The following is a 22,340-nucleotide window of genomic DNA, read 5'->3' on the forward strand; positions in this document are numbered from 1 at the left end:
TCCCTTCTTAGTCTGATACTGTGCGGCGATTCATTCGCCACTGCAGTAAATTAATGACTAGCAGCATCAGGAAGGATACAACGAGCATTACAAGTGCAATGGCAGTAGCGCCAGCGTAATCGTATTGCTCCAGCTTCGTCATGATGAGCAGTGGAGTTATTTCTGTTTTCAGCGGCATATTGCCCGATATGAACACGACCGAGCCATATTCTCCGATACCTCTTGCAAAGGCTAGAGCAAAACCAGTTAATAGTGCTGGCAACAGCTCAGGCAAGATGACCTTCCAAAAGGTTCTCAAACGATAGGCTCCGAGCATAACTGCCGCTTCTTCCGTTTCTTTCTCCATATCCTGCAGCACCGGCTGTACCGTACGAACAACAAACGGAAGTCCAATAAATATTAGTGCGATGGTAATACCGAGCGGGGAGTAAGCAACCTTGACGCCGAGCGGTTCGAGCAATGAGCCAATCCAACCATTCGGTGCATAGATCGCAGTTAAAGCAATGCCAGCCACTGCAGTTGGCAGTGCAAATGGCAGATCCACTAAACTGTCAACGATTTTTTTGCCTGGAAACTGATAACGAACGAGCACCCATGCAATTAATAGGCCAAATACCGCATTAACAAGTCCGGCAAAAAATGCGGTTAGAAAGCTGACTCGATAAGATGCAACGACGCGAGCATTCGTAACCGTGCTCCAGAATTCAGACCAGCTGAGCTCTGCCGTTTTGAAAAAAACGGCAGTCAGCGGAATCAATACAATAATGCTGAGGTAAAACAATGTGAATCCAAGCGACAAACCAAAACCCGGCAGTACGTTACGGGGCTTGGAACCTTTCATGTGAAGTCAGCTCCAATCTTGTTTATGCTTTGCATTATGAGCCTGGTGTGTAAATTTTGTCGAAAATGCCGCCGTCTGCAAAGTGTTTGGTTTGCGCTTCTTTCCAGCCGCCAAAATCTTTATCAATCGTGAGCAATTCTAGAGTTTTGAATTGATCTGCATACTTTGCAGCAACAGTCTCCGAAATTGGACGGTAGTAGTTTTTAGCTGCAATTTCTTGGCCTTCTTCTGTGTAAAGGTATTTCAAGTAAGCCTCCGCTACTTCACGAGTTCCGCGCTCGTCTACCACTTTATCAACTACAGCAACTGGAGGTTCAGCAAGAATACTTAAAGAAGGATATACGATTTCGAATTTGTCTGGACCAAGCTCATTGATCGATAGGAAAGCCTCATTCTCCCAAGCAAGCAGTACATCGCCAATGCCGCGTTCTACAAACGTTGTTGTTGATCCGCGTGCGCCGGAATCCAGTACAGGTACATGCTTAAATAATTGTGTAACAAACTCCTGTGCTTTCGCTTCGTCATTTCCATTTTGCTTAAGCGCATAACCCCATGCAGCAAGATAGTTCCAGCGAGCTCCGCCAGATGTTTTAGGATTTGGAGTAATAACTTCAACTTTGTCCTTGATTAGATCGTTCCAATCCTTAATGCCTTTTGGATTTCCTTTACGAACTAGAAATACGATTGTTGATGTATAGGGAGCGCTGTTGTGCTCAAACTTTGATTGCCAATCCGCATTAATTAGCCCTGGCTCAACGATTGCATCGATGTCATAACCAAGTGCAAGCGTTACAACATCCGCCTTCAGGCCATCAATAACTGCGCGGCCTTGTTTACCAGACCCGCCATGCGATTGTTTAATCGTCACGTCTTGACCTGTTTCCGCTTTCCAATGTTTCGAGAATGCCGCGTTAAATGCTACATAAAGCTCACGAGTAGGATCGTAGGATACATTCAAAAGCTCAACTGGCGGTTTTGGTTTATCCGTAGGTGCGTCTGTTGCAGCTGTATTAGTTGCCTCATTAGTAGGCTTATTCGTTTCTTTGTTTGTTTTGTTGTTGCCGCCTTGACCGCAAGCAGCAAGTACAAGCACTAATGCCAATAGAATAACAACGGAACGAACATGAGTAATTTTCTTCATCTTTCCATACACCCCTTTTTTAAATTAACAGGCTTTCAGAAACATTTATGAAGTTTACTTCCTGTGAGGATGTTTCTCCTGGATAGGTGTTTACTCCGGTTCGTCCGGTCGGAAAACATTATTCCTACCTGCTTAGTTGGTTATGGGAGAATCTTACCAGCGAGCCCCACTTTCTGTCAATACTTAATTTCAAATAATTGATAAGTCCTATAAGAAAGCTTTATATGCTAGCAGAACGAACGACTCAGTATAAAAACAGCACTCATTCTGAATACGCTTTCAACCATACTGAGATAAAGCTTGATGCTGCTGATAGCCTTAAACAAAATAAAAGCTTTGGTCAACAAATTCCTTAAATAGGAATCCGTAAACCAAAGCTTTAACCGATTATTTTTGTCCACGCTTGTTTTCACCAGTAACCATGACAACTTCAACGTAAGGCCGTATACGGTCCATTATACGCTGTCCCTTATGCAGCTCATCGCCATCCTTGCTCGTGAAGCTAAAATGCCTCTCCAGCGCCTCCAGCTCGTAGTTGGAGGTGTAGAACGTTGGCTTGCGCTGCATCCGATAATTCAAGATCGCGCCTAGTACATGATCGCGAACCCATGGATTTAAATTTTCTGCACCCATATCATCAAAGATAAGCAGGTCAGTTTCCTTCATCATCTCGACCGTTTCCTTCAGCTTGCCGGGCTCATGCATGAGCGTCTTCAGATCTTCTACAAAGTCAGGCATGTAGACGATCACACCGGAATATCCAGCCTTCGCAAGCTCATGAAGCAAATAACACATTAAAAATGTTTTGCCTGTACCAAAGCGGCCTGCCAAATACAAGCCTTCCTCCTGCAAGCCATGCTCTTTCGTGCGATCGATATATTTCTGAACCTGCCCTACCGCCTTTGCACGCTCAAGATCTCTCGTAATAATCTCAGCTGACGAGTAGCCGCGCTGCAGCGCCTTCTCGTCTATGTAGAAGCTTCTGATCCGGCTTCTAATCTGATCCTCATTCTGACGAGCGTTAAATTTCTTGCATGCTACCTTACGGTCATATAACTGCGTTAGACCATTCACCGTATCAGAACTAAGCAGCGTATAGTGGCCTTCAAAATCATTCGGGCAATTGTCTAAGCCCGGACAATTGGTACAGTTCCTGTATTCCGTCACATATTGATAAACCCGATTCAAATTAAGACGGATTGTCTGCTCATCCAAATCCGGATATTTAACGCGAAGCTTCTCAACAAGCGGTTCTGCAAGCAGCTCAGTCAGCTTATGCTCCGCCTTTTCCGTAAAGGCTTTGCCAGAAGGCCAAGCCTTCAGCAATTCGCCCATCGACTCCATCATCTGCTTACACCGCCTTTATCATTTACCGTCTAATTTCCGAGCCAGCTTCAACAGCTCTTCAAGCTCATCGGCCGAAACTGCCGAAGTCGATTGATCCTCCTGTACGATTGGAATAGAAGGCTTACGGGATGTGCCCCTGCTGCTGCCTCCGCTTCTTGAACCGCCTTTGGAGCCGTTATAGCCTCCGCCAGCGTAACTGGTCGCAGCTTCCTTGCGGCGCTCCTTATCCTGCTCCACCTGCGCTTGCTCTCGCACATAAAGCACTGCTTTCTCGAATGTATCGATTTGTTTCACAAGCATGTTCGATGCTACGGCGTCCAAAAATGTTTTTGTCACCCGCTGCGCATCGTTAGCTCCTATAACATAATGTATAAGTACGTTTATAACGGGGGCAGCTAATTTATAATTGAGGTCGATGCGTTCAAACACACGTTCAATCCAATCCGGTACTGCTCCGGGGAAAAAGCGCTGAAGAAACCGTGTATGTGGTTCATTTCGCATCAGCATATTATACTGCTGAACATCACAGCGGCCGCTAAGCTGATTCGGAACTTGCAAATAATGCTGCTCTTGCACTTCGTATTCCTCGGTCAATTCATCAGGATCAACCGTCTCCTCGTCCGCAACAACTTGCGTGCGTGACAGCGCTCGCTGCCGTTCGCCTTCCCGCTTCTTGTCCTGCCTATAAAATTGATTAGCCCGCAGTTGAAGCTCGTCAACATTCAGTGTGCCGCTCTCTCCAAAAATGCCATCCTCATCAAGCAAACGACATATATCCACTACAGCCAAATTATATTTGTAAGCTACATAGTTTACCTGCGAGAGTTGTTCTTCATCACTTCGCAGCCGCTCCACGAACCGCCGATTTGCGGAATTACGAGGAAAACGCAAAATAATTTCTCCATAAGGTATGCCTGCTGTTGCTTGTGCCGGCCTAGCGGCTGATTGCCGCGATGGCGCAACCTCCGTCAACGCTTGCTCAAGCTCATTATCTACGGACTGCATATTAAGCTTAAACAGCTCATAGAAAGGCACTGATATATTTTCTTTCGTTAATTTCGCTCCTGCCAGCTCATCCGGTTCATTAGCGCCAAATGATTCTCGAAGCGAGATTACCGCATACTTGCCAACCTTATCGCGCAAGAGCATCGTTAAATGCATGTTGCGAAAAAATTCGACTGGCGACAACGGCTGCGACATTTCATATTCATAAATAACATCTGCATTATCTGGAACGCCTAATCGTGACGTTTGCAGCAATCCAACAGCCTCCAGCTTCGAAGCCTGCTCGATAAGATGCTTGCGTCCGCGCTCGTTCATCTCCAGCCCTAAACCAAGAAACAGCTTGCGCTGCGGCTCAATCGAAGAGTAGCCCGAGGTGCCTTCGGCAATGCCATGATACAGCTGCTGGTAAAATGCGACGGCAAATGCGCCAATCATCGGCTGATAGATTAGCGACAGCATTTTGTAGTCGAGGCTGCTTAGCGAAAAATCGCGAAAAATGTAATATCGGTGGTGTTCCGTGTACTGCAATATATTATTGATGCGCACAGCATCAGCTCCATCCTTAACTAACATTCTATTATTTTAACATAAAAACCGATGTTCAGGACGAGTCGGAAAATAGAAAAATCCCCCGAAGGAGGGATTTTTTTTTCAAATATAAGAAGGCATATCATTAGATCCTTCTGCTTATCTTATATTTCTCCGTCAAAGCTACTTCAGCATCCAGTGGACGCTGAAGGCGTTTTTGCTTGAAATATAAGAATTTATAAGTTTGTTAGCTTATCAAGGGCTTATATTTCTCCGTCAAAGCTGCTTCAGTATCCAGTGGACGCTGAAGGCGTTTTTGCTTGAAATATAAGAATTTATAAGTTTGTTAGCTTATCAAGGGCTTATATTTCTCCGTCAAAGCTGCTTCAGCATCCAGAGGACGCTGAAGGCGTTTTTGCTTGGCTTAAAACATTTTGTAGCCGCCCTTGCGCAGCGCCTGAATCGCCCATCCGCTTACGTATGCGCCGATTAGCGCTCCAATTACCGGTATGTAATCAAAAACCGTGTAGTGAGCAAAGTTTTCAATCGTCGTTGATGCCGACTGATCCCAAGGAGCCCAAATACCTAATACAATTAATGCGATAACAAATAAATATATCGGGAACCACGTTGTTTTTAACAACATATTCAAAATAAAGCCAATACCGAACATCATAACTAAAAACAGCACGGTAGCAATAATTAATTGAAGCATCCAAACTTCCCCTTTCACACTCTCGTTTATTAGTTTAATTAATGGTTAGATGGAAGTCAATTATATGAGGACAAATGTCACAAGACCGCCATTTGCTCACTCCGCCCTCCTTACGATACAATGATTAGAGCATCATTATGGAGCTTGAAGGGAGCATTTATACGATGAGTGAAGCAGCACAAACATTAGAAGGCTGGTACGCGCTGCATGATTTCCGCAGTGTGGATTGGACCGCTTGGCGCTTAGCCGATGAAAGTGAACGCAGCCGCGCGCTGGACGAGCTGCAAACGTTTTTGCAGCAATGGACCACAGTGGAGGAAAATAAAGAAGGCAGTACAGCCGTTTATTCCATCGTTGGTCAAAAAGCAGACTTCGTATTCATGCATTTGCGTGAAACACTAGAGGAGCTTAACGAACTTGAAACGGCGTTTAACAAAACAACGTTCGCAAGCTTTACATATCCGGTATTTTCATATGTCAGCATTGTAGAGCTGAGCAACTACATGGCACAACCGGGCTCTGATCCGATGCAAAACCCGGATATTATCGCTCGATTGAAACCGACGCTGCCAAAAGCAAACCACATCTGCTTCTATCCGATGAACAAGCGCAGGGATGGACAAGACAACTGGTACATGCTCGCAATGGACGAGCGTAAAACGTTGATGCGCAGCCACGGGATGATCGGTCGTCAATACGCTGGAAAAGTTAAACAAATCATTACCGGCTCTGTCGGCTTCGACAACTGGGAATGGGGCGTTACACTGTTCGCCGATGATGCGTTGCAATTCAAGAAGCTGATTTATGAAATGCGCTTTGATGAAGTGAGCGCTCGTTACGCTGACTTCGGCGATTTTTATGTCGGCAATTTCTTGAATGCAGAAAAATTCCAAGCTTTGCTGAAAATATAATAGAAAGAAGCCCAAGCCTTTTCTTCAAATGGCTTGGGCTTCTTTTTTTCGTGAAGATCATTTGAATGAAAAAGGCTTCCGCCTTGGAGCAGTTTCGTTGCTGCTCCAATGAGCGAAAGCCTTTATTTTAATTATCGTCGTCATCTTCGTCATTATTTTCAAGCCCAAGCCGCTTCGCTTCCAAATACTCTTGCGTAGCTCGGTCACGAGCGCGGCCTTTGTCCTTCAACCGCTCGATCGCCGGCTGAATAAGGAGGTCAACTTCCTTTTGCACCGTATAGGCCAAGTCGTATCGTGTTTGCGATTCTAAGAAGGAGCCGACTTCCATCAATGCATTGTAACGATCCAGCTCATCTCTGGTCAGCAATCCGCGGACTTGTACGCTGCAATGTCTCATTATAGAAACTTCCCTTTGCGAAGGACAAGCGAAATGCCGCCGATGATGAACAGGTAACGAAGGTCGATCGCTTTTTTCAGCCAAGCGGCTACCCGGCCTTTATATTTTTTGCCAAAAGCTACTCCGATTGCTTCGCCTTTGCCAAGTGAGGCTACCGTTCCTTTGTTGCTGAACGTGAAGCTCTTCGGCGGTTGATTGCGAATGGAAGCAACAAGGTTATGTGCGCATACGACACCTTGCTGCATTGCAATTTGAGCAGTCGGCGGATAAGGACGGCCTTCTGGATTAAACATCAGCGAGTTGTCGCCAACGATATAAATGTTCTCATTGCTTGGGGAGCGAAGGAATTCATCCACCTTCACGCGTCCGCGCATCGTTTCAAAGCCAGCTTCCTCAATAAGACGATTGCCGCGAATACCGCCAGTCCAGATCACGGTTGCCGACTTGATTTCTTCGCCTTCGCCAACGATTACACCCTCTGGCGAGCACTCCTTAATGGCTGTGCCAATACGGAACGTTACACCCTTCTTGGTCAACACATCCATCCCATACTCTACGAGCTCAGGATCAAAGCCTGGCAGCGCCGTTGGTGCTGCTTCGATGTTGTAGATTTTTACAAGCGCAGGATCTACGTCAAATTGCTTGCACAGCTCAGGAATACGGTCGGAGAGTTCTCCAACAAATTCGATTCCCGTAAAGCCTGCACCGCCAACAACAAACGTCAAATAATCCGTACGATGCGGCTCACGTTTGAAGCGCGCGAATTGGTACTCGATATGCTCGCGAATCAAACGAACAGAGTTGATGCTGCGAATATTCATTGCATGTTCGCCTAAGCCTGGAATTCCGAAAGTCTCAGGCTCGCCTCCAAGACCAATGACCAAATAATCATAAGACAAAGTACCGTCTTCAAGAATCACTTTTTTATCTTGCGGACGAATTTGAACGACCGTTGATTTCACGAAGTCGATTTTAAATTCATCGATCAATTTCGAAATGCTCACCCGTGCATTTTCCGGATTATCCGTGCCTGCCGCTGGCATATGAAGATGCGTTGTAATATAGTGGTAATCATGTTTATTAACTAACGTAACGTCAGCTTCATTGTAATTTAATTCTTTTTGCAGTCGAAGTGCGGTCAAAATGCCGCCGTACCCTGCGCCAAGAATAACGATTTTAGGTATGTTACTCATCGTTTAATCCCATCCATTCCTTATTTATCTTTGTATTTATACTTTGTGAAAAATTACACATGCTAAACCGAATATTTATAATGATGAGTTCAGTGTGTTCTAATTAAAGTGCTTTTATCAATGAGCCTATGGCATTAAACCGACAACTTTCGACGTTTTATGCAACCACTCCCATGCATAACATACATCAGAAATTCTACAGAGTTTTCGGGCAAAGTTCAAGGGCAAAATATACGAAATTGTTTAGAACTCTATACAAATTAAATATTTCCTTCTTATATCTGGAAAGTTTATAATTGAAGTCGTAAAGCTTATAACGTGGAGGTGGCTACAATGTCAAACCCTGAATCAGCAGTAGATCCCGTCGATATTTTAATCATCGGAGGCGGGCCTGCAGGAATGTTTGCTGCTTTCTATGGCGGTATGCGCCAAGCTTCAGTTAAGCTCATCGAAAGCATGCCCCAGCTAGGCGGTCAGCTTGCAGCGCTTTATCCTGAAAAATACATTTATGATGTTGCTGGATTTCCTAAGGTAACGGCACAAGAACTAGTTGACCGTCTACGAGAGCAGCTTACTCATTTTCAGCAGGAAATCTGCCTTGAGGAAAAGGTATTAAATGTAAACAAGCTTGATGAACGTCTCTTTGAAATTATAACAGACAAAACAAAACATTATGCTAAAGCGGTCATTATTACTGCCGGTGTTGGTGCATTTGAGCCGCGGAGGCTTGAATTGCCTGAGGCCGCTGGATTTGAGAAGAAAAACCTTCATTATTTTGTGGGTGATTTGCAGCGTTTTCAGGGGAAAAAGGTGTTGATAAGCGGCGGCGGCGACTCAGCTGTTGACTGGTCGCTCATGCTGGAGCCCATTGCTGAGAGCGTTACGCTAATTCATCGTCGTGACAAATTCAGAGCGCATGAGCATAGCGTTGAGAATTTAATGAATTCGAAAGTTAACATCCTTACACCAAAAGAAATTACAGCGCTTCATGGTGAGGAGAGCATTACGAAAGTCACGTTATCCGACGTCAAAACATTAGAGACAATTGAACTTGAAGTCGATGCCGTCATCGTCAACTTTGGTTTTATTTCCTCACTCGGTCCGATTGCTGATTGGGGTATTCAAATTCAAGGCGGGTCGATTATCGTTGATACCCGTATGGAAACGAATATTGCTGGAATCTTTGCAGCCGGCGATGTGACTACTTATCCCGGTAAGCTTAAGCTGATCGCTGTTGGTTTCGGAGAAGCCCCTACTGCTATTAACAACGCTAAGGTTTATGTTGATCCCGGAGCAAAGCTGTCACCTGGACATAGCAGCAACATGAAGCTTTAGCGCATTTATATTGATCATAACGGTAAAAAAATAAACATAAGGGTATCCTAACCTTGGCTTAGCTCATTCATACACCTATTGCATTCATATGCACGGTGAGCCTAGGAGGATACCCTTATGTTTTGTCCTGTTTGTAATGGCTTTCAATATTTGCATGTTCGCTGCTCCTCTTGCGATAGCGCAGTTATCGATTGCGGTCGTGTATCTGATCTTACGAGCCCTTACGCTCCCTATGAACAGATCGAAGACGAGCCGCTCATAAATAGTGTGCATGTGCAAAACTCTTTATCTTGCAAGCATCTTGTATATTGTCAGGCCTGCAAGCATACTGCCGAGGTTTGGGTGAAGGAAATGTAGTCGCTTTGCTATCTTGAAGAATCGCGACTTTTTATGCTGTAATTTTGATGTTTTCTGGTTTGAGTCGTCTGCGTGTCATTTCGATGGCTAACATTCGAATAAACTCGGGTTCCAATTCAAACTGCACAGCTGCATAATAAGTGTCTACTAACATTTCGTCAGACAGTAGCTCCATACTACACACCCTTTCTTCCATACTTTGGTTACTACTTTTTCATAGTAGCATGGCACTATTAGAAGGACAACAGTCCCGGTTATACACAAGATGTTGTGGATACGATGTGAATAGCATGTGTATATACGTCGAATTTTTAGCATTATCAAGGTGGATAATGTGGATAGAGTTATCCACAGGTCTTTTTTACATCCTCTCAATAAAAAACTTTAATCGCTTTATATGAATCTATTAATGGAATATATTGAAACCTCTCCCTATTTCCTACACTAGCCTATCTATATACAATCACACAAGCAAAAACGACTTCGGCGTCCTCTGGATGCTGAAGCAGCTTTGACGGAGAAATATAAGCCCTTTATAAGCTAACAAACTTATAAATTCTTATATTAAAAAAAAAGCCCCAATTGGGGCTCATATGAGAAATGATTCCTTACCAATTCAATTCATACTGCTCATTTTCGATCCATGAGGAAGTCGTATAGTCTCTGCCGCGCACAATAATCTTATTTGCGTACACGTCAACCTGATAACCTTGGCTGCCCTCTTTGTACTCATCCTCATTCGTCCATAAATAAGCGACCGAAGCCGTATTAAATATGGTCGCCGTTTCACCTTTTCCTTCAAAGCAGGTATGTCCCGCTTCGAGCTCCCAATGCGTATGTCCGTTAAACATGATTGTCTGAGGATGCTTTTTCAGTATTGCTTTCAATTCTTTGTCCTGAGTTACACCATACCAACCCTGCTCCTCGAGCGAGCCGGCAACCGTATCCTTCAGCGGCTGATGCAGGAACAAAAATACCGGCTTTGATGCTGATGCCTGCTCACCAAGACGCTCATCAAGCCAGTCGAGCTGCTCTGTACTCAAATAGGCGAAATCCTTTAATCCTTGCTCCGAGCCTAGAAAAATAAAATGATAGCCCTCCAGCCATTTATCATAATATGGACCTTTCATGCCGGTGCTAGATTCATAGAGTTTAAGCTGATTGCTCCATTCACCTAAAAAAATATCATGATTGCCATACGTAAGCAGCATCTCTGGCAGTCCTGCTTTGTTTGCTTCCCAAATGCGGGCAAACTCCTCATATTCAGGTCTGAGTCCATGATCCGTCACGTCTCCAACATGCATTATGCCTATACTGTTAGAGGCATGTGACGCAATATCAAGCAGCGCTTGCTCGAAATGCTTATTGTGAATATGCTCCCGGTCATTCGTAACATGGGTGTCCGTAATGACTTGAAAACTAATAATTGGAGACAGCATTTTATTCCTCTCCCTTTCTGCTTGCGTTTAATGGTTTTTTACACTCATATTCAAGCCCACTACTCCAACAACGATAACAGCGATCCAGAGCAATGAGGTAATAGGCAGCTTTTCATGAAAAATCGTAACGCTGACAATCGTAATGAGAATAATGCCAATACCTGACCAGATCGCATAGGCAACGCTCACATTCATATAAGATAGAGCGAAGTTTAGCATCGTGAAGCTGACACCATAAAATAAAAACATGAGTACAGAGGGCCAAAATCGTGAAAAGCCCGCTGAATATTTCATAGAAACGGTTCCCGACAGCTCTAATACGATAGCGAGAAGAAGAAATGTCCATCCCCAGCCCATTTCACTCTTCATTCACTCGTCTCCTAATCGTTAGTTCGCTATAAGAAGCAATAACTTCATCTGCATTAGGAAGCGCCTTGTGGACGCGAGAGCCGTCGGCAACATCTGCGATACCAACTTTTACACAAGCTCCAGACGCAAGTCCCATCCGCATATCTCCATTAGTGTCGCCTATAATCGCAGCCTCCGAACAATCAATTCCAAGCTTCTGGCAGGCCAGCTGCATCATATCCGGAAACGGCTTGCCTCGCTGAGCCAAATCAGTGCCGATTACGACATCAAAATAATTGCGAATTCCAAGCCACTCCAAATGTTTATTTGCAGCCTCCGTTTCATCAGCAGTGACAACGCCAAGCCTAATGCCATGCTCTCTGCAGCTATCCAGAAAATCAATGCTTCCAGGCAGCGGGAGAGCTGGGCGCGAGAGCTCCAGCTCAATATCCGCTTGCTTCTTGCAATGCTGAACAAGCTCCATCGCTTCGGCCCACGATACGCCCTGGCTGTACAACTGCCAAGCAATCACTGCATACAAGTCATTCATCGTGCCCATAGCAAGCGGGCCATTTCGATCATAATCGATGATCTTGTTGTCAGCATCATGTTTCGTGCCCCAAAGGCTAGGAATCAGGTCAAGCTGAAAGGGAATTCCACGGTGCTCTAACTGATTCTTTAGCTCAATGAATATGAACTCGCTCCAGCTACCCCACATCCCGATGAAATCCAGCAGCGTACCATCCTTGTCAAACAAGATGCCTGACACCTTGTATGCTCGATTATTTATTATTAAGTCAGGCATATTCGCCATTCCTCCTATTTTAATCTGTCGAGCTCCTTCTGTGCTGCTTCCTTCGCTTCCTTGAGCGCTTTCTCAGCAGAAACATTCCCGATTTGCACTTTATCAGCTGCAATTTTAAGCGCATCGTTTATTTTGCCGCCTGTCGGGTCCTGGAATGGCGCAGATGCATGAGCTGCTTGCATAAGCGGCACTTTAATTTGAGGGTTTTTCTCGCTGAATGCTTTGTATTCCTCGTCCTCAAGTGCGGATGAGCGAACTGCGATATAGCCCGTACCAATCGACCATGATGCGGTATTTTTCGTTTCAGAGAAGAACGTAAGCCATTTGTATGCCGCCTCTTTTTGTTCTTCACTAACGCCAGCTGGAATGCCTGCCATAATTGCACTTGCAACAGGTTTGCCTGCACCTATGCCGTCCCAGCCCGGTTGCTCCATTGCCCCAACGATATTGAAATCAAGATCACCTTGATCGCCGCTTGAGCCCGTATAGCCTGCAGCTTGTCCCTTCATAACATCGTCGATCGTTTTGTACCAATATTCCCACCCTTGGCCGCCGGAGTGGATCGTCATCACTTTATCTTCATGAATCCATTTGCGGAACATCTCCCATGTCTCAACCCATTCCGGAGAGTCAATCAACACGGTTTTGCCATCATCACTTAGAACAGATCCGCCTTTGCCTAATACTGCATCCATCATATTTTCCATGCCCCACATCGGCTCCCAGCCGTAGAAGCTTGTTTTTCCATTCGCTTTAACCGCCATCTTCGATGCCGAAGCAGCTAGGCTTTCCCATGTCTTAAAATCTTCAGTTGTAAGTCCGCTCTTCTCAAGTGCGTCCTTGCGATAATACATGACCTGCGTCGTGCCATACATCGGAAGGAAATATTGTTTGCCGTCCAGCTGTCCTTGCTCAAGAAAGGTTTGTACAAAGTCTTCTTTATTGAAAGAAGAGTCAGCACCAATTAATTCGCTCATGTCAGCGAATAACCCTTTTTTTGCCCAGTTCATATTAGAGGAAAGAACGGCAGCAGGCGCTTGCTTCGCTGCAATCGCAGCTTGAAGCTTCTGCTCGGTTTCGGAGTAATCCGCTTGGGCAATGCCTTTCACGATTACCTCCTGCTGCGAGTTGTTGAATAAGTCGATTTTTTCCTTCATCGTTTCGCCAAGCTTGCCGCCAAGCCCATACCAGAACTCAATCGTAACTGGCTCTTTAGGAGCAGGTGCTTCGCTTGCCTCATTGGTTGGATCTACAGTAGCTCCATTATTCGTTTTCGTATTTCCTGCTGTTTGTCCACATGCTGCCAGTACCGCAAAACTGGTTACCATCATCAGAGCTAAACCTTGCTTCATTTTCAACATTGTAATTGATTCCTCCACTCGATTTGTATAAAACAACAAGCAATGCCTATTTTCTACCCTTTGTTCACGCCAACTGACATATTGAAGCTTTTCATAATCGTCTTCTGCGCAAAAAGAAACAGCACAAGCAGCGGGATAATCGTAAAGGAACTTGCCGCCATAATAAGCGGCCACTTCAAGCCATAGGCTCCTCCTTCCACAAAGAAGCTTCTAAGGCCGGCCGAGACTAGCTGCAGATTCGGATTTTTCGTGATCAGCATCGGCCAAAAATAGTTATTATAATGTTCAATGAACGTAATAAGAGCGAGCACAATGAAGGAGGAACGCGTCACCGGAATAAGAATCGACCATAAAATCCGCATTGATGACGCACCATCGATTTGTCCTGCTTCTACCAGTTCATGCGACACCTGTAAAAAAGCTTGTCTGATCAAAAAAATGGAAAAGACGCTGACGCAGTTGGATAAAATGAGGCCAGCATAGGAATCGAGCAGGTGGAGCTTGGCCAAAATCATATAGCTCGGCAAGTAAACCGCTGTGCTAGGAATCATATAACCAAGCATTATGATTGCAGTGATGGCTTTCTTCAAACGAAATCGCATATGCGTCAAAGCATAAGCCATCATTGCAGAATTCAGTGCCTGCAGCAGAACAATAACTGAAGCTACGAGAATGCTATTCGTTAAATACCGCCAGAAAGGCGCTTCTAGCCAAGCCGCCAAAAAATTGCTCCACTGAGGAGAACTTGGCCAAAAGGTGGGCGGGAATTGCCATATTTCATCATTTGTTTTGAGCGCGCTTGTAATCATCCAATAGAATGGAAAGGCCATAACGGCACTGAAGAGCAGCAATAGCAAATGCCTGATCGTACGTCGAAAAACATTTTGAGCTTGCATAACAATCTTTCTCCTCCCCATGCGGTTGACGATTATGAGCTGTAATGAACGGTTTTACGGCTGATGGCAAAGGATACGATCGACAGCACCATACAGATAGCTACGAGCACAACCGCCACAGAGGAAGCTTCCCCGATATCAAACGACTCAAAAGCCGATTGATAATACATATATAGAAGCGTTCTTGTTGAACCGGCCGGGCCACCCTGCGTTAACACGTTAATTTGGTCATAAGCTTGCAGCGCCGATATCGTTTGTACAATAAAAAGAAAAAAAGTCGTTGGCGATATGAGCGGAATCGTAATATATCGAAGCTTGCTCCATCTTCCCGCCCCGTCCAGCTCTCCAGCCTGCAATAGCTCTCGCGGCAAATTTTGCAAGGCGACTAAGAAAAACACCATCGACCAGCCCATCAGCTTCCAGATGGTAACGATCAGCACCCCTGCAAGCGCCCATCTCGTATCTTGAAGCCAGCCAATTCCGTCAAAGCCGAACCATCTCAGCACCGTATTGGCCATTCCTACCTTAGGTTCGAATATCCAAGACCATACAATAGATACAGCAACCGTTGGTGTAACCCAAGGAGAGAACAATAACGTCCGGTAAATAACCGAGCCCTTCATCTTCCGGTTTAGCAACAACGCAAGCGCAAGTCCAAAAGCCATCACCGGAAGCACGCTTCCAAGGCAAAAGAGGAGGGTTACGCCAAGGGATTGATAGAATGCTGAATTATTGAACAAATAAATATAGTTTTCAAAACCTACAAATGTTTTAACGGGACTCATAAAATCCCAATCCGTAAAGCTCAAATAAAAAATAGTTCCCAGCGGGATCAACCAAAATACAATCAATGGAATCATAGCCGGCAGCGTGAACAATAGAGCCTTCCATTCCTTAGCCATATCGCGTTTTATCATCTCCTGTATATCGTACAATTTTTTCTTAATGTTTGCTATAATTATCATTAATAACTCATTTTCACCTCTATTGTTCAAAAATTATTGTACACTCAGTTTAGAACAGCCACATTATCTGAACGTTAACGTCTGATAAAGATCTTGTAAAAGAGTTGTTTTCCTGAAAGATTCACTTTCAACTAATATTGTTGCTGTATAATGAATCATAAAATCTTAATCTTGTAGGTGATGTTGTGAAAAGAGCTTCCACCAGCGATCAGAATAGTTTGCCCACGACTCAGGAGCAAATAAGAGGAAAAATAATAGACGCTATTGCCCAGACGATGGATTTATATGGTGCTAATTATTCATTCGGGCAGCTTTACGGCATCATGTTTTTTGAAGATAAACCGATGACACTTGAAGAAATGAAACAGCAAATGAATATGAGCAAAAGCAATATGAGCTATGCCGTTCGATCCTTGATGGATTCAAAGATGATAATGAAATTGGATGAAAAACTGGAACGAAAAGACTTATATGTAGCGGAGACTGACTTTTTCCAAGCCTTCCAAAACTTCTTTGCTGCTAAGCTGCAGCGCGAGATCGATGTCATGCTCGGGGCAATAAATGAGGTTATACCTCCGTTATCTGAAATCATCTTAGATATTGATACGGAGGCTGAGGAGCGGCTCCTATGCCTAAAGGACTTGAACAAACTGCGACATGGGATTGAGTATTACAGCTGGCTTCAGCAATTCGTCGATGGGCTTCGTAACGGAGAGTTTTTTCGTCAAAATGAGACCAAGGCCGATCTCTAGCCTATGAATCAAGCAAAAACGGCTTCGGCGCCCTCTGGATGCTGAAGCCGCTTTGACGGAGAAAAATAAGATAAGGATGAGAAAATGATCTTCTTTCTTCTATTGAACAAAAGGATGCTAAGAAGTGATTTCCACTTCTACGCATCCTTTTGTTTGCCCGTTATTGCGGCCTTGTATTCACTTCAAATATCCATATTTTACCTTGTTTATCGATGCCGTAATCAAACCCTAGCTGGCCAATTCCGGGGTATTTGGCTTCAAGCACATTTGTCGATAATACGGTAAGCTCACGCATCTTCCGCTTCTTTTCCCCTACCTGTGCTGAAGATAGGGATCTGCTAATCCCGTCTGCTGCTGAAACCAATGTGCCGCCTCGGCATAAATTAGTTACGAACAGCCCTTTTCTAGCAATTCGCCCTACAATTGCACGATAGACCCAGCCGCTCTCCGTCTTCACATATTTTACTCGGTAATCAATAGGCCTACCGTCCACCGTGGCTAAATATATCCCTTTTTGAATAATATAAGCACGGCCTTTACGTTGATTGTTAAGCGATCCTACTAAAGCCGCAAAACTAGCGAATCGTTTCGTCTGCGAATAATAAGTATAGGTATACCCATCGCCGTCTCGCGTAACCTTAATAACGCCGTGTCCGCCAGCACCGACTACTGGCTTAACAACAACCATTTGATGTGTATCCAACATGCTTCTGAGGTTATTGGCCGTAAATCTCCTAGTTGGAGGAATATGCGGTGCGATGCTGGAATGAGAAAGCAGTATTGCCGTCTTAGCCCATTTGCTAGCTAATTGCCTACCCTGATTATCACCCAATGAAATCTATCCCCTCTCCTACCTCTTCATCCATAGCATATGACAGAACACTATCTGTCTCTTGGATGAATGACATAGGTTAGGAGCCTTTATTACCAAGCTTACCAACAATCGCTAGCCATTTGCCTCTTTTCGTATCCGTAGAACCTTTTACTGGACCAATATTCGTAATCCGTACTGGTTTAATTCCACAAAATTGAAGTGTCGCATTCTTCATTGCGCGATGCCCTGGCTGACCGTATACAAAGCGGTTGTACCATACTGGCGTATCCAGTGTAACGATCAAGCGAGCTGTTTTGCCAGACAACAGCTTATCCCACAATATAGAGCCTTCGCGATATTTAAAAGCAAAGCCTGGCAGCAGCACCCGATCCAAAAAACCTTTGAGCAAAGCCGGCTGCGTCCCCCACCAAGTCGGATAAATGAAGACAAGATGATCCGCCCACTTGATCGATGCTTGGGCTTCTAGCAAATCCGGTTCAAGCTCTGTACGCTTCGCATAGCCGAAGGCAAGATTAGGATTAAAGCTTAGCTCATGCAGAAGTATGATTCGAACCTCTGCGCCGCCCTGCACCGCGCCGTCAGCATAAGCCTTGGCCAAAGAGCTGCAATAGCTGGTAGGGTTGGGATTTCCTTGAATGATAAGTATTTTTTTGTTTGAGCTCACTTTGGCTCCACCACCGTTTCTGTTACTAAAATAATTGTAAGAAATCTACTCATCGGTACTTATCCTTGTCGCGATTCTCTTTGACACTATTCAGAAGTTCCGTCTTGTAATATGAGCAGCATAAATTGATAAAAATCTTCTTTCTCGAATGCACGAGCTGGTGATGAAAGCGTGTCGGCTAACATAATGTTCCGAACGCACATGCCGTATGACAGCATTACGCCTTGCTCTGCTGCTTTACGCGCATCCACGGTTTGAGCAATGAGACCCTCTTTTTGTCCGCTTTCTATCCACTCGAGCAAGGTCGCTGTTGAACGCTCGTGAAATTGCTGCAGCACATTTGCAATACCTGGCTTATCCTTCTGACTAAGCAGATAAGTTAAGATTTGATTAGCCACACTATCCTTCTGCTGAAGCCGATCAAGCCCCTCGGTAATAGCAAGCAATGGAGCTGCAAGACTGCAGCTTTTCTCTATCGTTAGCAGGAAGGAATCATTAATGAGCTCCACTTGCGAAGCCAATATAAGTCCAAAAAGCTCTTCTTTGCTTTTTACATAATGATAGATGGCACCTTTGGACAATCCGGTACTAAGCATAATTTGCTGCAATGTGGTATTTCGGCAGCCTTTTTCCTGAATGAGCTGCTCTGCTGTTTCCAACAATAATTTATAACTCGCATTTGCAGTGTAATCTACCATAAGCAGCCTCCTTTATTATTAATTGTTTAAAATGAGTTGCAATCGACGATAACTTATTCAGAATAATTACAGACCGTCGGTCGGTTTGTCGATATCTTTATCATACAGACCGTTGGTCGGTTTGTAAAGTAGCATTCTATTTTTTCTTTTCACAAAAAAAACCGGCAAGCAGCCCTTTAAGGGTTGCTTGCCGGTTATCTCTAATTATTTGCCTGATTGTTTCTCAAGTGCTGCCTTAAGCTTATCTGCCAAGCTATTGGACATCGACGTATTGTCGCTATACTGTTCAATCAGTTTCTGGTTTTGCTTGCGATTCACTTTGCCGCTTTGCTTATCGCCAAGCATTTCGATGACATTGCATGGTTTGCATTGTGCAAATTTCCCTGCTTTGCCGTCTTTAATCTCCATTTTCTTATGGCATTGCGGGCAGCGCTTATTGGAGAGCATTGGCTCTGCTGAACGGCGATAGCCGCATTCACGATCTGAGCAGACGAGCGATTTGCCTCGTTTTCCGTTAATTTCGAGCAACGGCTTCTCGCATTCAGGACAGCGTGAATGGGTCAAATTATGCGGTTTATATTCCTTCGTCTCAGCAATAACCTCAGAAACCCATTTCGATGCCTGCTGTCTAACATTTTTCATAAAGGCAGCCGGGTCGCCTTTACCTTTCGCAATGCGCTCCAGCTCCTGCTCCCACTTTGCTGTTAAATCAGGACTTCTAAGCTCGTTTACTACGAGTTCAATCAGCTGCTTTCCTTTACCCGTTGGCATCAGCTTGTTTTGCATCCGAGTTATCGTATCTGTTCCGAGCAGCTTTTCAATAATATCAGCTCTTGTTGCCGGTGTTCCAAGACTGTGCTTCTCCATGCGAGTAAGCAGTGTCGCTTCTGTATAGCGTGCTGGCGGCATTGTGCGAAGCTCGCGTACCTTTTCCTGCTTTACAGGGAGCGATTGTCCGATGGATAGCGGCGGAAGCAGCTGAGCAGGCTGTCCGTCGGACTTCCCTTGACCTGAGCCCGCTCCGTCGTCGTCATCCTCATCTTGAACGGAAGAATAAGCATCTGATTGATAAATTTCCTTCCAGCCCTTTTCTTTCTCGATCTTCCCTTTTGCATATAACATATCTTTGCCTACAGCAAGAACGACACTCGTCTCATCGTAGCGATAAGGTCCATAAAATAATGAAATAAACCGTTTTACGATTAAATCGTATAATCGGCGCTCATCATTGCTTAGAGCAGACAAATTCACGAATTGTTCTGTAGGAATAATAGCATGATGATCTGTTACTTTACTGTCGTCTACAATCCGCTTCGTTATCGGAAGCTGCATTCTGACAAGCTTGCGAGCCAGCTGTGTGTAAGGCCCAACAGCGATGCTCTCTAAACGTCCCTTTAAGGTTGGAACCATATCGCTCGACAAATATCTGGAATCTGTACGCGGATACGTAACCAGCTTATGCTGCTCGTAAAGCTTCTGAAGCACATTGGACGTTTGTTTGGCTGAGAAGCCCAGACGTTTATTGGCATCTCGCTGCAGCTCTGTAAGGTCATAGGCCTGAGGATGCGGCTCCGATTTCTCCAAGGTGCGAAGCTTGCTTACCTTTGCAGTTCCCTGCTTGATACGAGCGGCGATCGCATCAGCATCAGTGCGGCTCCATACTCTTCCATCATGTGCATCCTGCTCCCGCCAATGCGCAGAGAATGAGCCAAAATCAGCGGACACATTCCAATATGGCTGCGATTGAAACGATTGTATTTCTTGTTCCCGCTCCATCAGCATGGCAAGCGTTGGCGTTTGCACGCGCCCAGCTGCTAGCTGTGCATTGTATTTGGTCGTTAATGCTCTCGTCACGTTTAATCCAATCAACCAATCCGCTTCTGCTCGGCAAACGGCCGAAGCATACAAATTGTTATAGTCCTTGCCTGGCTTCAAGGTGTTGAAGCCGTCCTTTATCGCTTTGTCCGTCTGAGATGAAATCCAAAGACGCTTAAACGGCTTGCGCCAATGAACAAGCTCCATAATCCAACGAGCGACTAACTCGCCTTCTCGGCCAGCATCCGTAGCGATGATAAGCTCACTGATATCTTGCCGTTTACAAAGCTGAGCTACTGTACGATATTGCTGTGATGTTTCCTTCATAATTTTTAAATTCATTTTTGGCGGAAGCAGCGGCAAATCTTCCAAATTCCAAGTTTTATATTTCGGATCGTAATCCTCAGGTTCAGCCAGTGTCACCAAATGTCCCAGCGCCCAAGTTACAACATATTTAGGGCCTTCCATGTAGCCTTTATGTTTCTGTCCGCAGCCGAGTACACGGGCTATTTCCTTCGCCACACTCGGTTTTTCTGCCAGTACAAGCGATTTCATTCGGATTATTCGCTCCATTCCATTTAGATGCCTCATTCGCATCAATCATTATGACGAAACGATACCATAGGCTCGCAGCCTGCGCAACGCCTGCAGCCTTAACTCCCAGCATGCTGTAAAACGTTTTTGCATCGATTTCGCATCCTTCCTATCGTATTGAAACACTTGGCGATTAGCAATCTATTCCTGCTATTCTTGTGAATTTTACTGCTATATTCTCGGTGTGATATAGTAGGTTCAGCTTATAAGAAAGAAGATTAAGAGCTAGGGAGCGTTGATGGATGAAGCTGCGTGTTGTTGCTATTGTTTTTGGTGTTTTGCTCTTATACAGCGGCATTTCCTTCTATATTGGCTGGAATGGGTGGCTGTTCTTATCTCATTTATTTCATTTGGAAAATGCGACAGTGTATACGATCATTGCTAGTATCATTGCATTTTCGTACATTATCGGCCGGCTCGCTTACCGTGCGCCTTTTAAACCAGTTGCCGAGGTACTGAAGCTGATTGGTTCCTACTGGTTTGCCGTATTGGAATACGCCGTAATCATTTTGCCGCCTGCCAATGTTGTTGCCCTTATCTTAAAAGCAGCTGGCGCTGAAAAATCAATCTATATTGTCGGTGTAGGCGGGCTTGCCTTGTTTATTATGGCTGTACTCCTTATCCGCGGTTCATGGAATGCATGGAGCCCAATTGTTCGAACCTATCACGTTCAAGTGCCAAAACCTGCTGGAAAATTGAAAAAGCTGCGCATCGCCATGGCTTCTGATCTTCATTTGGGTACAATCGTAGGCAATCGGCATTTGGTTAGGCTGGTAAATAAGGTTGAAGAAATTAAGCCGGATCTTATCCTGCTTCCTGGCGATATTCTTGATGATGATATTGAGCCTTTTCTTCGCAAAAACATGTCAACTGTGCTTGGCAAGCTTAAAGCGCCACTAGGCGTTTACGCCGTGACTGGAAATCACGAATACATTGGCCGGAAAGTGCCGGAATTTATTGCGGCAATGGATGCAATCGGCATTCGTGTCCTTATGGACGAGACGGCGCTCATTGCTGACAGCTTCTATGTCATCGGCCGTAAAGATAAGGCGGCTGCGGGATTCAGCGGCAAAGGAAGGCTCCCTATTCAGGAGCTTGTCGCTCCTCTAGATCAATCTAGACCGCTGATCATGCTCGATCATCAGCCTTCCGACATCGCAAGTGCAGCGGATAACGGCATCGACATCTCCGTATCTGGCCACACCCATCGCGGCCAGATGATGCCTAATCATCTGATTACGAGAAAGCTGTTTGAGCTCGATTGGGGTTATTTAAAAAAAGGCGGACTGCATGCCATCGTATCATCAGGCTTCGGAACTTGGGGACCGCCGGTACGAATTGGCAGCCGGTCTGAGGTTATTCATATCGAGGTAGAATTCACAACCGTCTAAAAGGTTG

23 protein-coding genes are annotated in these 22,340 nt (G+C 45.0%); 5 read left to right on the plus strand and 18 right to left on the minus strand.

Features of this window, described 5'->3' with window-relative positions:
- Positions 1-7 precede the first annotated feature (7 nt).
- From cysT to AC0VYE_RS26060, 5 genes are all read right to left on the minus strand, one after another.
- A complete protein-coding gene (gene cysT, locus AC0VYE_RS26040) occupies positions 8-841 on the minus strand; it encodes a sulfate ABC transporter permease subunit CysT (protein WP_076267571.1) in 834 nt (277 codons plus the stop codon).
- A 34-nt stretch (positions 842-875) separates the two neighbouring features.
- Positions 876-1,982: a sulfate ABC transporter substrate-binding protein gene (locus AC0VYE_RS26045; RefSeq protein ID WP_076267570.1), complete on the minus strand. Its 1,107-nt coding sequence runs from the start codon at positions 1,980-1,982 to the stop codon at positions 876-878.
- A 387-nt stretch (positions 1,983-2,369) separates the two neighbouring features.
- On the minus strand, positions 2,370-3,326 hold the full coding sequence (gene dnaI / locus AC0VYE_RS26050; RefSeq protein WP_076267750.1) for a primosomal protein DnaI: 957 nt from the start codon (positions 3,324-3,326) through the stop codon (positions 2,370-2,372).
- 21 nt (positions 3,327-3,347) lie between these two features.
- A complete protein-coding gene (locus AC0VYE_RS26055; protein WP_076267569.1) occupies positions 3,348-4,880 on the minus strand; it encodes a replication initiation and membrane attachment family protein in 1,533 nt (510 codons plus the stop codon).
- A 406-nt stretch (positions 4,881-5,286) separates the two neighbouring features.
- Positions 5,287-5,577, minus strand: coding sequence for a YuiB family protein (locus AC0VYE_RS26060; RefSeq protein WP_076267568.1), 291 nt, complete (start codon positions 5,575-5,577; stop codon positions 5,287-5,289).
- 164 nt (positions 5,578-5,741) lie between these two features.
- On the opposite strand from AC0VYE_RS26060, the gene hemQ reads away from it, so the two are divergent.
- Positions 5,742-6,488 carry a hydrogen peroxide-dependent heme synthase gene (hemQ, locus tag AC0VYE_RS26065; RefSeq protein WP_076267749.1) on the plus strand — a complete coding sequence of 249 codons (747 nt, stop codon included), beginning with the start codon at positions 5,742-5,744 and terminating at the stop codon, positions 6,486-6,488.
- Positions 6,489-6,615: 127 nt separating this feature from the next.
- Here the strand turns inward: hemQ and AC0VYE_RS26070 are convergent, their stop codons facing one another.
- Positions 6,616-6,885, minus strand: a complete 270-nt coding sequence (locus AC0VYE_RS26070; protein ID WP_475443435.1) for a hypothetical protein — start codon at positions 6,883-6,885, stop codon at positions 6,616-6,618.
- Complete coding sequence (locus tag AC0VYE_RS26075; protein WP_076267566.1) at positions 6,885-8,078, minus strand: NAD(P)/FAD-dependent oxidoreductase; 1,194 nt, start codon at positions 8,076-8,078, stop codon at positions 6,885-6,887. Before AC0VYE_RS26075 ends, AC0VYE_RS26070 begins: the two co-directional genes overlap by 1 nt.
- A gap of 333 nt (positions 8,079-8,411) precedes the next feature.
- Between AC0VYE_RS26075 and AC0VYE_RS26080 the strand changes: the two genes are divergently transcribed.
- Both AC0VYE_RS26080 and AC0VYE_RS26085 read left to right on the plus strand, forming a co-directional pair.
- On the plus strand, positions 8,412-9,413 hold the full coding sequence (locus AC0VYE_RS26080) for an NAD(P)/FAD-dependent oxidoreductase (RefSeq protein WP_076267565.1): 1,002 nt from the start codon (positions 8,412-8,414) through the stop codon (positions 9,411-9,413).
- A gap of 117 nt (positions 9,414-9,530) precedes the next feature.
- Positions 9,531-9,770: a hypothetical protein gene (locus tag AC0VYE_RS26085; RefSeq protein WP_076267564.1), complete on the plus strand. Its 240-nt coding sequence runs from the start codon at positions 9,531-9,533 to the stop codon at positions 9,768-9,770.
- Between the two features lie 31 nt (positions 9,771-9,801).
- Here AC0VYE_RS26085 and sda read toward each other — a convergent pair whose 3' ends face one another.
- The 7 genes from sda to AC0VYE_RS26120 form a co-directional block, all read right to left on the minus strand.
- Positions 9,802-9,945: a sporulation histidine kinase inhibitor Sda gene (sda, locus tag AC0VYE_RS26090; protein ID WP_076267563.1), complete on the minus strand. Its 144-nt coding sequence runs from the start codon at positions 9,943-9,945 to the stop codon at positions 9,802-9,804.
- 433 nt (positions 9,946-10,378) lie between these two features.
- Complete coding sequence (locus AC0VYE_RS26095) at positions 10,379-11,209, minus strand: metallophosphoesterase family protein (RefSeq protein ID WP_475443439.1); 831 nt, start codon at positions 11,207-11,209, stop codon at positions 10,379-10,381.
- A gap of 27 nt (positions 11,210-11,236) precedes the next feature.
- On the minus strand, positions 11,237-11,578 hold the full coding sequence (locus tag AC0VYE_RS26100) for a DMT family transporter (protein ID WP_076267561.1): 342 nt from the start codon (positions 11,576-11,578) through the stop codon (positions 11,237-11,239).
- Positions 11,568-12,362, minus strand: a complete 795-nt coding sequence (locus tag AC0VYE_RS26105; protein WP_076267560.1) for an HAD family hydrolase — start codon at positions 12,360-12,362, stop codon at positions 11,568-11,570. Before AC0VYE_RS26105 ends, AC0VYE_RS26100 begins: the two co-directional genes overlap by 11 nt.
- A gap of 14 nt (positions 12,363-12,376) precedes the next feature.
- Positions 12,377-13,723 (minus strand): extracellular solute-binding protein, encoded by a 1,347-nt coding sequence (locus tag AC0VYE_RS26110; protein WP_076267559.1) that lies wholly within the window; start codon positions 13,721-13,723, stop codon positions 12,377-12,379.
- Positions 13,724-13,776: 53 nt separating this feature from the next.
- A complete protein-coding gene (locus AC0VYE_RS26115; RefSeq protein WP_076267558.1) occupies positions 13,777-14,619 on the minus strand; it encodes a carbohydrate ABC transporter permease in 843 nt (280 codons plus the stop codon).
- Positions 14,620-14,651: 32 nt separating this feature from the next.
- Positions 14,652-15,521: a carbohydrate ABC transporter permease gene (locus AC0VYE_RS26120; RefSeq protein ID WP_256710854.1), complete on the minus strand. Its 870-nt coding sequence runs from the start codon at positions 15,519-15,521 to the stop codon at positions 14,652-14,654.
- 248 nt (positions 15,522-15,769) lie between these two features.
- Here AC0VYE_RS26120 and AC0VYE_RS26125 point away from each other — a divergent pair, with 248 nt between their 5' ends.
- Positions 15,770-16,336: a GbsR/MarR family transcriptional regulator gene (locus tag AC0VYE_RS26125; protein WP_076267557.1), complete on the plus strand. Its 567-nt coding sequence runs from the start codon at positions 15,770-15,772 to the stop codon at positions 16,334-16,336.
- 160 nt (positions 16,337-16,496) lie between these two features.
- Here AC0VYE_RS26125 and AC0VYE_RS26130 read toward each other — a convergent pair whose 3' ends face one another.
- The 4 genes from AC0VYE_RS26130 to AC0VYE_RS26145 form a co-directional block, all read right to left on the minus strand.
- Positions 16,497-17,168, minus strand: coding sequence for a YheC/YheD family protein (locus AC0VYE_RS26130; protein ID WP_475443443.1), 672 nt, complete (start codon positions 17,166-17,168; stop codon positions 16,497-16,499).
- A gap of 79 nt (positions 17,169-17,247) precedes the next feature.
- Positions 17,248-17,835, minus strand: a complete 588-nt coding sequence (locus AC0VYE_RS26135) for an NAD(P)H-dependent oxidoreductase (RefSeq protein ID WP_076267555.1) — start codon at positions 17,833-17,835, stop codon at positions 17,248-17,250.
- Between the two features lie 86 nt (positions 17,836-17,921).
- Complete coding sequence (locus AC0VYE_RS26140) at positions 17,922-18,533, minus strand: TetR/AcrR family transcriptional regulator (RefSeq protein WP_076267554.1); 612 nt, start codon at positions 18,531-18,533, stop codon at positions 17,922-17,924.
- Between the two features lie 204 nt (positions 18,534-18,737).
- Positions 18,738-20,903 (minus strand): DNA topoisomerase III, encoded by a 2,166-nt coding sequence (locus AC0VYE_RS26145; protein ID WP_475449735.1) that lies wholly within the window; start codon positions 20,901-20,903, stop codon positions 18,738-18,740.
- A 281-nt stretch (positions 20,904-21,184) separates the two neighbouring features.
- Between AC0VYE_RS26145 and AC0VYE_RS26150 the strand changes: the two genes are divergently transcribed.
- The gene (locus tag AC0VYE_RS26150; RefSeq protein ID WP_475443445.1) at positions 21,185-22,333 is read left to right on the plus strand and encodes a metallophosphoesterase; all 1,149 of its coding nucleotides are present in this window, start codon (positions 21,185-21,187) and stop codon (positions 22,331-22,333) included.
- The last annotated feature ends 7 nt before the right edge of the window (positions 22,334-22,340 follow it).

The sequence above is a fragment of the Pristimantibacillus sp. Z349TD_6 genome (assembly GCF_056173205.1).